The organism is Psychrobacter sp. APC 3281 (assembly GCF_030407815.1).
Classification (GTDB): Bacteria; Pseudomonadota; Gammaproteobacteria; order Pseudomonadales; family Moraxellaceae; genus Psychrobacter.
Window position 1 is genome coordinate 145920 of record NZ_JASDCS010000007.1, and the last position, 13724, is coordinate 159643.

Genomic DNA, 13724 nt, shown 5'->3' on the forward strand with positions numbered 1-13724 from the left:
AGTTATTAGACATACATACCAAGATACCAACTGACGATATCTGAGCCGTATAATAGGGCAACAATACCTGCAATAGCGATATAAGGTCCGAAGGCAAAAGGTCGGCTTTCACCTTGTTTTTTCATCAAGATCAATCCAACGATAGATCCAAGTAAAGATGATAGTAGAATAATCAAAGGTAACATCATAGGTCCAAGCCAAGCACCTAATACTGCTAGTAGTTTAAAATCCCCTTGACCCATTCCATGTTTCTTAGTAATTAAGTAAAACACTTTGACTACTATCCATAGTGATAAAAACCCAAATAGTAATCCCCATATCGACTGTGTCGGTGAGACGAACCAGCTCTGTGAGTTTACCGCTAACCCTAAGCCTGCTAAAGGAAAAGTTAGACGATCAGGTAGTAGCTGTGTGTCAAAGTCGATACCTGTTAGAGCAACCAGTGTCCATACTAAAACCAATGCGGACAAGCCTGTAGTATTTATCCCAAACTTATATATTACTAACACGGACAGGAGGGCAGTTACTAGCTCAACGAGAGGATAACGCAGTCCAATAGCCGCTTTGCAGCTTGAACAGCGTCCGCGTAGTAATAGCCAGCTTATTAAAGGGATGTTTTCATACCACTTAATTTTATGTGCGCAATGAGGGCAGCGTGAGGCAGGGCGACTTAAAGTAATCGGTTGGTCAGTAGCGACAATATTTGCTATGGGTAGCGTATGCTCGCGTGGCATATCTGCCTGTTCAGACATAAACTGGCTACACTCTTGTCTCCAACCATACACCATCATCAATGGTATGCGATGAATCACGACATTTAGAAAACTGCCAACACAAAGACCTAATAGGCCAAACACGAATAAAGCTAGGATAAGGTTCTCTTGTAGTAACTGTATAAATTGCATCAAATAATTATCCTACTACTGAGCCCATTTGGAAGATTGGCAAGTACATGGCGATGACTAGGCCACCAACTAATACACCTAAAACTGCCATAATCATTGGCTCCATCAAGCTGGTTAAACCATCAACTGCATTGTCGACTTCGTTTTCGTAGTAGACAGCGACTTTATCTAGCATCTCTTCTAAGCTACCAGACTCTTCGCCAATACCAACCATTTGAATAACTAAGCTCGGGAATAAATTGGTGGAGCGTATGGAAAACTGTAATTGCTGGCCAGTAGATACGTCATTTTTGATCTGTTGAGTTGCATTGTAAAATACAACATTATTAGTCGCACCGGCAGTAGAGTCTAGGGCATCGATAAGTGGAACACCAGCCGCAAAAGTTGTAGATAGTGTACGAGAGAAACGTGCAATAATCGCTTGATAGGCGATGTTGCCAAATATGGGAGCTTTTAAGACAGCACGGTCTAAAAAGTCACGAAATTTTTTAGATCGTTTTTTAGCTTCTGAAAAACCGATAATTGCACCACCGATAGCAATAATTAAGATGAACCACCATGCTTGCATCCATTCAGACATGCTAACTACCATCTGTGTAAAGGCAGGCAGCTCTGCGCCAAATGATTCAAATAGATCAGAGAATACAGGTACTACTTTTATCAATAGAATCATGGTGACAATGATAGCAACCACGATAACGGCAATAGGGTACTTCATTGCTTTTTTGATTTTTGCTTTTAGTAGCTCACTCTTTTCTTTGTAAGTAGCGACTCGTTCAAGCATCGTCTCAAGTGCACCCGATTGTTCGCCCGATTCGACGAGTGAGCAGAATAAATCATCAAAATAGCGAGGATGTTTGCGCAAAGAAGAGGCAAAGGTGCCACCTGCTTCAATATCTGCTTTAATTTGTAGCACTAAGTCTTTCATACTTGGATTATCGAGGGAGTCGGCGACAATCTCAAAAGACTGGGTTAACGGTACGCCTGCCTTCATCATTGTTGCCAACTGTCGAGCAAAAATGGCAATATCAATGGCTTTAATGGCTTTTTTGAAAGTATAAAGTGGTTTTGGCTTTTTCTTAATTCCTTTAACCGTGATACCTTGTTTACGTAGAGTTGCCTTCGCTAGCTCTAAACTACGACTGGTAGTTTCGCCCTTAACTTTCTGTCCGCGTCGATTCACACCGTCGTAAACAAAATCTAACAACATATCAGTCTTAGCTTTTGCCATGTTACTACCCTCAAAATTGTCCAATATAAATTGTAAATTTACAATAGAATACCAGACTTAAATACCAGTCAGGCATACTTTATTTTAGCGCAAAAAACCAGTGTCTATCTGTTTTATTTTTAAAAGTATCTGATAGTGAAAGTTACAGATTTATAAGTTATTTAATGATTAGCAGTTAGAATAAAAAAACGCATCGTACATCTTCTATAAATTTTACTTATCATTCAGAAGTTACTCGCATCATCTCTTGAATACTGGTGACACCTTGCAACACCTTTAAAATTCCAGAACGACGTAGGTCGCGGAAACCGTTTTTAATAGCAGCATCTTTGATGTCTATTGCGTTACCATCTTCCATAATAATGCGTGAAATATCAGGGCTGACTTTCATTACCTCATAGATGCCCACACGACCTTTATAACCTTCACGGCATTCATTACAGCCGACTGGTTCATAAATAACATTATCAGTGTTATCCAGATCAGTATCAGTAAAACCAATCTCTAATAAGCTCTGACGCGGGATGTTAATAGGTTTTTTGCAGTTCTTGCATAGTCGTCTTGCCAAACGTTGGGCAATGACTAAGTTGACTGACGTGGCAATATTGAAAGAGGCCACACCCATGTTACGTAGACGCGTTAATGTTTCAGGTGCCGAGTTAGTATGCAAAGTAGAAAGAACCATATGACCTGTCTGCGCCGCTTTAATCGCGATCTCAGCAGTCTCAAGATCACGAATCTCACCAACCATGACAATATCAGGATCTTGACGTAAAAAAGACTTGAGCGCATTGGCAAACGTTAGACCAACTTTGGCATTAACGTTGACCTGGTTAATTCCTTCAAGGTTAATTTCAACTGGATCTTCAGCCGTTGAAATATTGGTTGCGCCAGTATTCAAGATGTTGATACCAGTGTAAAGGGAGACCGTCTTACCAGAACCAGTAGGACCAGTGATAAGCAACATGCCTTGTGGTTTGTGTAATGCCTCTAAAAACATTTCCTGCTGATCTGGTTCATACCCCAATGCATCAATACCTAACATGGCTGAGGATGGATCAAGGATACGCAAAACAAGTTTTTCACCGAATAACGTCGGTAATGAGTTTACCCGGAAATCAATCGCTTTATTTTTAGAAATTTTTAGTTTAATACGCCCATCTTGCGGTACCCGGCGTTCTGAGATATCCATTTGCGACATGACTTTTAGACGTGCTGCAATTTTATTCGCAAGTTGAACAGGTGGGCTGGCCATTTTTTGCATGACGCCATCGACACGAAATCGTACTCTGAAAGATTTTTCGTATGGCTCGAAGTGTAAATCAGAAGCGCCCATACGAATCGCATCGACTAGCATTTTATTGACGAACTTTACAACAGGTGCTTCATCAACGCCGTCGTTCAGCTGAGTCTCGCCATCTTCCTTATCTTCGTCACCGTCTTCAAAGCCAACATTTAAATCACTATCAGAGAAGCTATCAAAGCTTTGCATCGTATCTGCATATACACTTTCAATACGCTTTTTAAGCTTATTTTCTTCGACAACAATGGTTTCTATCGACAGTCGAGAATTAAAGGCAATCGCATCAATGGCATCAACGCGAGTGGGATCACTTAGTGCGACAAATAGACGTTGTCCTCGTTTAAAGAGTGGTAAAGCATTAAACTTGCGAACGATTTTTTCATCAACCAAGTCTTTTGGAATAACATCAATGTTTAATGCATCGAGATCGAATAGAGGGTCGCCGAAAGCTTGGGATAGCATTTGGGCAAGCTGATAAGCATCGGCCAGTTTATTGTCTACCAGATAAGGTACCAGTCCTATTTGCTGCTGCTGCGACTCAATCTGTGCCGTCTTCATGTTCGCTTCGCTAACGACACCGTCGCTAATCAGTTGCTGCGCTAGACCACCGTACTTACTAGTTGCGATAGACATTGTAACCTCTCCTTTGATGCAAAATATTCTGTAGAAATGCTTGGTATTACACGCTATATATTCGTCGTTGCTAGTTGATAACTGTCTTGCTTTGTTTATCCTATCTACCTGTATATCTATATATAGAACTAGCAATAATATTTGATTTTATAAACTCTGTAGTATAGAACTTTACTTTAGTTTGAAAAATTTATATATACCATTAGACGACTAGCTCGTAAAAATAACGGTCTATTGAAGTATTGTCTGCAGATAAGTTTGCAGAAGTGATTCTGCTCATGGTGGCACGCTACTATAGCACTTACGAATTATTTGTTATACTGGCGCGCATATGAGCCGAATTGGCATGAATACATGAGACAAGGTAAATAAGTATGCAAGCTTGGGTAATTGGCAATTGGAAACAGAATCCTGCGACTAACAGTGCTGTCAATGCACTGTTGGACGACTTATTGACTAAAGTTAATACTGAAGAACAAGCCAACTCGCAGGCATTAAAAGACCGCTGTAAATTAATGGTAGCACCAAGTTGTGTTCATTTAAGTACAGTGAGTACACGTCTAGCAGATAGCTCAATACTCTGTGCAGCACAGAACGTCAGTACCTATAGTGCAAGTACAGGAGCCTATACGGGTGACTGCTCAGCACAGCAGGTAGCAGATGCAGGTGCTACTTGGACGCTACTTGGCCACTCTGAGCGTCGTCAATATCACAAAGAGTCTCATGATTGCCTGATAAGCAAATTGTTTCATGCGTTTTCTCAGAACTTAGGTGTGGTATTTTGTATCGGCGAAACACAAGAACAGTATGACAATGATCAAACACTCGACGTTATCAATGAGCAACTCTCAGTTATTAAGGATTTACTGACTCAACAGCCAGATTTAGCCTCATCGTTATCTGAAAAGCTGCTCGTCGCTTACGAACCTGTATGGGCAATTGGTACAGGTAAAGTGCCTACTGTGGCAGAAGTGAGTAAAACTCATGAGTATATCAAGCAGACGATTGCAAGCTTTGCTGATATAACAGATACGATTACCGTATTGTATGGCGGTAGTGTTAATGCTGATAATGCCAATAGCTTTGCTTCTGACGCTATGATTGATGGCGCGTTAGTGGGCGGCGCTTCGTTAAAAGCAGAGAGCTTTCTAGCGATTGCCGACGCATTTAACCAAGCCAATGCTTAAATGAATAAATAACGCTCAGATATCAAGATCATAGCTTATAGAGAGTATGGTTTTATCGGTTGGTAAAAGTAGGTTTAACACTGCCCTTGCAATCGTGTACAATGCGCCTTATTTATATAGTCGATTTGGCATTTGATCATGCCGATTGTCATTCTATTAACCTTACGTTTTATTTTCCGTTATCAGTCGTCATTACGCGGCAAAAGAGGCCACCATGTTTACGTTTATATTAGCCCTGCATATTATTGTGGCCATTGCCATGATCGGCTTGATTCTGATACAGCATGGTAAAGGGGCAGACGCTGGAGCTTCTTTTGGTGCCGGTTCATCAGGTACCGTGTTTGGCGCAGCAGGTACTGCTAATTTCTTGACGCGTGCTACGGCAGTACTAACGGTCATATTTTTTATTACGAGTATGACGCTTGCTGTTCATGCGCGTAAGCAAGCAGAAGATCAGTTTCGTCTAGATGCGCCAGTTTCAGCACCGCAAACGCCGCGTCCAATGACTCAACATTCCGAGTAAGCTTCTTTTAAGTAGGCAGCGCTTGCTATTTTGGTAGGTTAGATTTACAATGCTTTCCTGTTTTCGCAACTCCTGTTCTATAGATGCCTACCTTAAGCATCATTGATTATAGACTGGACGATAGAGACAGAGCAGTACAATGCGATTGTGGTGGAATGGTAGACACGCCATCTTGAGGGGGTGGTGGCGAAAGCTGTGGGGGTTCAAGTCCCCCCAATCGCACCAAGTTTTACAGACGTAGCATAACTTCAGGTTGGATTTTTAGCAGATAATACTTATTTTATAATTAATTTAAAAAAAGTATTGACACTTCTACGAAACCTCCCTATAATATGCGTTCTAGATTGATGCGGGGTGGAGCAGTCTGGTAGCTCGTCGGGCTCATAACCCGAAGGTCGTTGGTTCAAATCCAGCCCCCGCTACCACTTTTTATACTGATGTTTTGTACACTAAATTTGTCAGTACCGATTAGCCCACCATTATGTTTGTGGGTTTTTTTGTATCTGAAGGTCAGTGTTATCGCGGTATCTATCCTACTTATGCTAAGCTCTAAGTCTATAGAGTACGATATTACTCGTCACTGGTCATCATCGGCCGCTACCGGCACGATGCTTCTTAAGCAACACTATCTTTTATTCCTCATACTTTTATCGATAGTAGTGCTTTATAAATAATAAAAGCATTGTCTGGCCGAGCTTGATGTTTTTTACGCTCGTCCCTATATAAATGCACAATATGTATCATATATTTGTGATTTAAAATTATATACTGACCGTGATTCTTATCATTATAAGATTGCTATATAGATAAGAGTCAATCTTTAATACGGTTTACTAAGTACGATAGATAAGTGAATAGGAAAATACAAAGAGATTATGAAGCTTTCGACTAAAGTTGCAGAACTGACTAATATTATTGCCCCTGCCGTGGCCGCTTGTGATGTGTCATTATGGGGTATTGAGTTTGCGCCACAAGGTCGTCGCTCTTTACTACGTATCTATATTGAGGCATTGCCAGAAGAGCAAGCCCAAGATAAACAAGTAACGATTGAAGACTGCGCGGCAGTAAACCATCAAGTAAGCGGTATCTTAGAAGTTCATGATCCTATCGCTGGTGAGTACATCTTAGAAGTATCTTCACCTGGTTTTGATCGTGCGTTTTTCTCAGATGAGCAAATGCATGCGTATGTTGGTCAAACTGTGAGCTTGCGTCTGATTCAAGCTATCGGTACAGGCGATCAAAAACGTCGTAAAGCCACAGGTACTTTAGATAGTATTGATGAAAACTCTTTAAAACTGACGTCAAGTGATGGCGAGCAGTTTGAGATTGCATTAAGTAATATTGATAAAGCCAATTTGATTTATGAAGATGCCTAGATTTTTACTAGGGTAACTGTTTATAGATAGACAGTTTTATCTTCCAATAGCTTATGTGGCTTATAGCAACTATATAATAGCAGCACCCAAATTATAAAATTTAAGTCAATTAAAAAATGATAGGACAGGTATAGCATGAGTCGTGAAATCTTAACGGTAGTAGAAACTGTCAGTAATGAAAAGGGCTTAAATCCTGAAGATATCTTTGAAGCAATTGAAGACGCTTTAGTGGTATCGACTAAAAAGAAAGTATATACCGAGCAGCCAGAAGTGGCTGTACGGGTAGCAATCGACCGTGCAACTGGCGATTACGATACTTATCGTTACTGGACAGTGGTTGCAGATGAAGACCATGAAATGCCAGCTTGTCAGCTTGCTATCACCGATCTTGATCAGGAAGAATGGTCAATTGGTGATATTAAAGAAGAGCAAATTGAATCAATCGAATTTGGTCGTATTGCTGCTACTCAAGCCAAACAAGTCATCATCCAAAAGATACGTGAAGCTGAGCGTGCATTAGTTGCAGACGCTTTCGAGCCACGTGTTGGTGAGATGATGTATGGCGAAGTCAAAAAACAGACTCGTGATGGCTATATCATCGATTTGGGTGACAATGCCGAAGGTTATTTGTCACGTGATCAAATGTTGCCACGCGAACAACTCCGTGCAAAATCGCGTATCAACGCTATCTTGTACCATGTAAACCGTGAAAACCGCGGTGCACAGTTACTGTTATCTCGCACGCATCCTGAAATGCTATCAGCATTGATGCAAAAAGAAGTGCCTGAGATTGCAGAACAAATTATCGAAATTCGTAACGTCGCTCGTCTGCCAGGTACCCGTGCTAAAATAGCTGTGAAGACCAACGATCATCGTATTGATCCAGTTGGCGCTTGTATCGGTATGCGTGGTACACGTATCCAAGCAGTACAGCAAGAGCTAGACGGTGAGCGTATTGATGTGGTGGTATGGTCAGATGATCCTGCCCAGTTCATCATCAGCTCTCTAGAGCCTGCTGACGTAAGCAGTATCATTTTAGATGAAGATACGCAAACAGCAGACATTATCTTTAGCACCAATGATCAATTGGCGCGTGCTATTGGCTCACAAGGCCAAAACGTACGTTTAGCGTCTGAATTGACGGGCTATAAGCTGAACATGATGCTCGAAGAAGAGTATCAGCAACGTCAACAAAACGAATCAAAAGCGTTTATTGAATTATTCTATGAGCGCCTAGAAGTAGATAAAGATTTAGCACAGGCATTGGTTGATATTGGTTTTACCAGTATTGAAGAAGTGGCCTATGTACCAGTTGAGACTTTCTATGATATCGAAGGTCTAGACGATGAAGCGATTGATATGATTCAAGAGCGTGCTAAAGAAGTCGTCATCGCTGATGAACTGGTCAAACAACAGAACATGAAAGAGCCAAGTCAAGAGCTTCAAGAGCTTGAAGGTATGACAGTCAGTTGGGCTTATAAAATGGCGCAAAAAGACATCATTACTGTTGATGACTTGGCAGAACAAGCCGTCTTCGATCTAGAAGATATCGAAGGATTAGACTCTGAAACTGCAGGAAAACTCATCATGAAAGCTCGGGAATCTTGGTTCGATGAATAAGCGGTAACTGCATATCGCTGTCTTTTGGTGATATGCTATTGAGAATAAAGCGCTGATATCTATTTATAAGTATCAGCCTTAACCCAATCATTTGTAGCCAACAACTGAATTGAACATATAGCAAATAATAGACAGTAGGTGATAATAAATGGCAGATAAGACCGTCAAAGAACTAGCAGAAATGGTAGGCAAAACTACAGATGCTGTAAAGCAGCAATTAGTAGATGCTGGCCTGCCTGCTCGCGCAGAGGATGACCTAGTCACCGAGCTTGAGCAAGAAAAGCTGGTGACGTATTTAAAGCAAAGTCATGGTCAACAAGAAAAGCGTCGTATTAGTCTTAAGTCTAAGACGACCAGTACTGCACGTGTGACTGGCTCTTCTGGTAAATCTAAGAGCGTCAATGTAGAAGTGCGTAAAAAGAAAGTATTTGAAAAGCCTGATCCAGAAAAAATGGCTGAAGAGTTAGCCGCTCGTGAGCAAGCTCTAATTGAGTCTCAAGAACGTGCAGCAAAAGAAGCTGAAGAACGCGCCGCTACTAAGAAAAAAGCGGAAGAGCGTCAAGCAGCAACGCTAGCAGCAATGCGCGCAAGCTTAGGCTCTAGCAAAAAATCAGACGACAAAAATGATGATATTTCTACATCAGTTGTTGTCAAAAAAGGCGGTAAAGCGACGGCTGAAGTTAAGCCTAAAGAGCAGCCGAAGAAAAAGGTTGCTGCAACTAAGCCTAAAGTTGAAACCGCTGCTGAACGTAAAGCTCGCGAGACTCGTGAGAAAGAAGAAGCGCGTCTGCGTGAAATCGAACTAGAAACCCGCCGCACACAAGCTGAAGAAGCGCAAAAGCGTACACTTGAGCAAATGCGCAAAATGGCTGGTAAATATACAGATCGTGAACCTGTTACTGAAGTACGTAAAGATGAGCCATTGGCTGAAGGTTTGGTTGGTGATGCACTAGAAGAGTCTTTCGAAAAAGAGCGTCGCGAAATCAAACGTGGTTCGAACAGTACTGGTACTCGTGGTCGTCGTCGTAAGAACCAAGATGAGCGTGAAATAAAAAACCGCAAAAACGGTTTGCGTTCAACTCAAGCATCACAGCATAAGTTTGAAAAACCTGTTGAAAAAATCGTTTATGATGTCGAGATTAGTGAGCAAATTTCAGTTGCCGATCTTGCACAGCGTATGGCGGTTAAAGCTCGCGAAGTAACCAAATTACTCATGAAAATGGGTGAAATGGCTCGTGAGTCAGATACGATTGATCAAGCAACCGCAAGCTTGCTTGTTGAAGAAATGGGCCACAACCCAGTACCAGTTAGTGATACTAAAGTTGAAGACGACTTACAGTACGCAGTTGATGAGCGTAGTAGCAACATCCAGACTCGTCCACCAGTAGTGACTATCATGGGTCACGTTGATCATGGTAAAACCTCACTACTAGATAAAATTCGTGAAACGAAAGTTGCGAATGGCGAAGCGGGCGGCATTACACAGCATATCGGTGCTTATCATGTAAAAACTGATCGCGGCGTTATTACTTTCCTTGATACTCCAGGTCACGCAGCGTTTAGCGCAATGCGTTCACGTGGTGCTCAAGCGACTGATATCGTTGTATTGGTTGTTGCAGCTGACGATGGCATGATGCCACAAACAGCAGAAGCAATTGATCATGCACGTGCAGCGGGTACGCCAATCATTGTTGCTATCAACAAAATGGATAAGCCAGGTGCTGATCCTGACCGTGTTCTTAATGAATTAACGACGAAAGAAGTTGTTTCAGAAGAATGGGGCGGCGATACACCAATGGCTCGTATCTCGGCCAAAACAGGCGAAGGTATCGAAGACTTACTAGAATTCATTAGCTTACAAGCTGAGTTAATGGAACTAGAAGCGCCACTAGACGGAGCTGCTCAGGGTGTGGTTATTGAGTCAAGACTTGAAAAAGGTCGTGGCCCTGTCGTTAGTGTCCTAGTGAAAAAAGGGACATTGAAACAAGGCGACTTGGTTCTAGCTGGTGAGCACTATGGTAAAGTTCGTGCATTGACTGATGAGCATGGCCAACGTATCAAGTCAGCTGGTCCTTCTATTCCTGTAGAGATTTTAGGTCTGCCTGAAACACCTGCTGCTGGTAGCGAATTCCTAGTTGTAACGGATGAGAAAAAAGCTCGTGAAGTTGCGGACTTTAGAACCAACCGTGAGCGTGAGCGTCAACTTGAGCGTCAGAATGCCATGCGTTTAGAAAGCATGTTTGACCAGATGGGCCAAGGCGATGTGTCATTCTTGAATATCGTACTAAAAACAGACGTACGTGGTTCACTAGAAGCACTACTAGCTGCTCTAAATGAATTGTCTACTGATGAAGTAAAAGTCAGAGTAATCAGTTCAGGCGTTGGTCCTATCTCTGAGTCCGACGTAACCCTGGCAGAGTCTAGTGAAGCGGTACTGTTAGGCTTCAACGTTCGTGCAGATGCTACCGCACGCCGCAAAGCAGACACTGCTAACATGGATATTCGCTACTATAGCGTAATCTATGGTTTGATCGATGATGTTAAATCAGCAATGAGCGGTATGCTTGCTCCTGAACATCGTGAGAAAATCCTTGGTGTTGCAGACGTTCGTGAAGTATTCCGTTCTAGTAAGTTCGGTGCTGCTGCTGGTTGTATGGTTGTTGAAGGTACAATCTATCGCAACAAACCTATCCGCGTATTGCGTGATGACCAAGTTATCTTTACTGGTCAATTGCAATCATTACGTCGCTATAAAGAAGACGTTAATGAAGTACGTACTGGTATGGAATGTGGTCTGGCCGTTCGTGGTTATGATGTTGAAGCTGGCGATAAGATCGAAGTCTTTGAAATCCAAGAGTTCGCACGTACTATCTAAAGCTGCTGTCCGATAGCAGAGTATGTATTAATGCAATATGCGCAATTCGCTGAGCTGTTTAGATACTTTGCTAATATTCAGCTGTACTTAGGCCTAACAGGTACATCCTGCTAGGCCTTTTTTAGCACATATCAGTGCAACATATATTAATCAGCAGACTTATACAGTAATAAAATAAGCCCATTAAAGTAAGGTAACAACATGAACCAACGTTTACAAAGATTGTCGGATCAGATTCAGCGTGAGCTTGCTGTTCTTATTCGCGATGAAGTCAATGACCCTCGTCTAACTGGTTTTGTCACGATCTCTAGTGTCAAAGTTAGCCCAGATTTAGGTTATGCGGACGTCTATGTCACTATCATGGAGCCTGAGCTCAATGATGCTATGAACAAGACCAATCATGAAGAAAGCATCAAAGTATTGAATAAAGCGGCAGGATTCTTACGTACGGAACTAAGCCATAGCTTAAAGACACGTACTACGCCGCGCTTACGTTTTCATTATGATGAAGTGACTGCTCGTGGTAACTACATGATGGACTTGATTAGTAAGGCCGTGACTAAAACTGAGCAAAACGAGAATGACGAGTAAATTATTATTATGTCTATAGCGTCTAAGCAAGTTGATAAACCAGCCAATAAAGTACCTGAAAAAGTAAAAGTTTCAGGTGTCATATTGGTGGATAAACCCAAAGGTATGACCTCGCAGCAAGTCGTGTCAAAAGTGAAGTATTTATTTAAATCACCGATACACGATAGTAAAAAGGCAGGACATACAGGAACGCTTGATCCGATGGCAACTGGCCTGTTGCCTATTTGCTTGGGTGAAGCCACCAAGTTTAGCCATTATCAACTGGATGCTGATAAATCTTATCAAGCGACTATCTTGTTAGGTAGTCAAACCGATACTGGTGATGCTGATGGCCAAATCGTAACGCAGGCTTCTATTCCAGTATTTGACGAAGCATCATTAGCGACTATTGCACAGCAGTTTTTGGGTACTCAGCAGCAGATACCACCGATGTACTCAGCGCTAAAAAAAAATGGCAAAAAACTGTACGAATATGCCCGCGCGGGCATTGAGGTTGATAGACCACCTAGAGATATTACGATTAAAGCAATCAATCTACAGATGATAGATGATACCCAGATTAATCTAACGGTTACTTGTACGAAAGGTACTTACGTACGTGTATTAGCGGAAGATATTGCGAAGCAGCTAGGTACGCTAGGACATTTGACGGCATTACGTCGTACACAAGTAGGGAACTTCAGCATTGATGATGCGCTTGCTTTATCATCATTAGAAGAGCATGGTCTAGAGGAGCGTCAGTCTTGGCTGCTGCCTATCGATGCTTGTATTGATATCGATGCTGAACTAACGCTGACAGAGGAGCAATGCGCCCGTGTACATATGGGACAGCGCTTAAACGTATTTGATGAGCTAATAGGTAAGCTCAAAGATTATGTTGTTAATATGGTTTCTAACCAGCTGTCTAATGATAGTTCTGTCGGTATTGATGGTGACGCTAGTATCAATGGTAAAACTGATACTGATCTTGATGCGCCTCAGCTCCTAGAGCACGAAATACCAGTTGATATACGTTTACTTAATGAGCAAGGAGAATTTCTTGGTTTGGGGTCTGTGAGCTTAAACGGACGTTTACAACCTAAGAAATTGATTCAGCGCTAATAGTGACGTTTTCATCAATGTTACTTAAATAGAGAAACTACCACCTAACGTTGGCCTGATTTACTAATAGTTTACACTAATCACATACCGTCACATTTTATTGCAGGTTTCGCCTATGGTGACACCTGTTTTTTTTGTATTCTAGATTCATCAGATAGGGAATGCTGAGTTAAAAAATAAAACGGATAAATATTATAAGAATAAGAAATTGCTATAAAGCAAATAATTAAAATAATAGACAATTAGAAGTAAAAACCGATGCCAAAAGGATGCATTTAAATAAAAATAAAATAGTTCAAAGGAAAATATACTACCGAACAATAATAAAACTAACTTATAAAAATATACTGACTCACAAAAAATAATAGATAAGAAGAAG

The 13724-nt window shown here is 41.5% G+C and carries 10 protein-coding genes and 2 tRNA genes; 9 read left to right on the top strand and 3 right to left on the bottom strand.

The features are described from left to right. Window positions 1-5: 5 nt before the first annotated feature. The 3 genes from QL886_RS07590 to pilB all read right to left on the bottom strand — a co-directional run bounded on the left by QL886_RS07590 (window position 6) and on the right by pilB (window position 4072). Entirely contained in the window at window positions 6-905 is a 900-nt protein-coding gene (locus QL886_RS07590) for an A24 family peptidase (protein WP_290178315.1), read from the bottom strand. A gap of 7 nt (window positions 906-912) precedes the next feature. After that, window positions 913-2136, bottom strand: a complete 1224-nt coding sequence (locus tag QL886_RS07595; protein WP_290178231.1) for a type II secretion system F family protein — start codon at window positions 2134-2136, stop codon at window positions 913-915. 220 nt (window positions 2137-2356) lie between these two features. Continuing rightward, the gene (gene pilB / locus QL886_RS07600; protein WP_290178232.1) at window positions 2357-4072 is read right to left on the bottom strand and encodes a type IV-A pilus assembly ATPase PilB; all 1716 of its coding nucleotides are present in this window, start codon (window positions 4070-4072) and stop codon (window positions 2357-2359) included. 374 nt (window positions 4073-4446) lie between these two features. Here pilB and tpiA point away from each other — a divergent pair, with 374 nt between their 5' ends. From tpiA to truB, 9 genes are all read left to right on the top strand, one after another. Further along, the gene (gene tpiA / locus QL886_RS07605) at window positions 4447-5259 is read left to right on the top strand and encodes a triose-phosphate isomerase (RefSeq protein WP_290178233.1); all 813 of its coding nucleotides are present in this window, start codon (window positions 4447-4449) and stop codon (window positions 5257-5259) included. 214 nt (window positions 5260-5473) lie between these two features. Continuing rightward, window positions 5474-5782 carry a preprotein translocase subunit SecG gene (gene secG, locus QL886_RS07610; protein WP_191114493.1) on the top strand — a complete coding sequence of 103 codons (309 nt, stop codon included), beginning with the start codon at window positions 5474-5476 and terminating at the stop codon, window positions 5780-5782. A 141-nt stretch (window positions 5783-5923) separates the two neighbouring features. Next, window positions 5924-6007 (top strand) — tRNA-Leu (locus QL886_RS07615). Window positions 6008-6130: 123 nt separating this feature from the next. After that, window positions 6131-6207: transfer RNA gene (locus QL886_RS07620), tRNA-Met, on the top strand. Window positions 6208-6657: 450 nt separating this feature from the next. After that, window positions 6658-7158 (top strand): ribosome maturation factor RimP, encoded by a 501-nt coding sequence (rimP, locus tag QL886_RS07625; protein WP_057757748.1) that lies wholly within the window; start codon window positions 6658-6660, stop codon window positions 7156-7158. Between the two features lie 135 nt (window positions 7159-7293). Next, complete coding sequence (gene nusA, locus QL886_RS07630; protein ID WP_057757751.1) at window positions 7294-8778, top strand: transcription termination factor NusA; 1485 nt, start codon at window positions 7294-7296, stop codon at window positions 8776-8778. Between the two features lie 148 nt (window positions 8779-8926). After that, entirely contained in the window at window positions 8927-11653 is a 2727-nt protein-coding gene (gene infB, locus QL886_RS07635) for a translation initiation factor IF-2 (RefSeq protein ID WP_057757754.1), read from the top strand. Window positions 11654-11854: 201 nt separating this feature from the next. Further along, window positions 11855-12244, top strand: coding sequence for a ribosome-binding factor A (locus QL886_RS07640; RefSeq protein WP_102078739.1), 390 nt, complete (start codon window positions 11855-11857; stop codon window positions 12242-12244). A 9-nt stretch (window positions 12245-12253) separates the two neighbouring features. Beyond that, entirely contained in the window at window positions 12254-13345 is a 1092-nt protein-coding gene (gene truB, locus QL886_RS07645; RefSeq protein ID WP_290178236.1) for a tRNA pseudouridine(55) synthase TruB, read from the top strand. Window positions 13346-13724 lie beyond the last annotated feature (379 nt).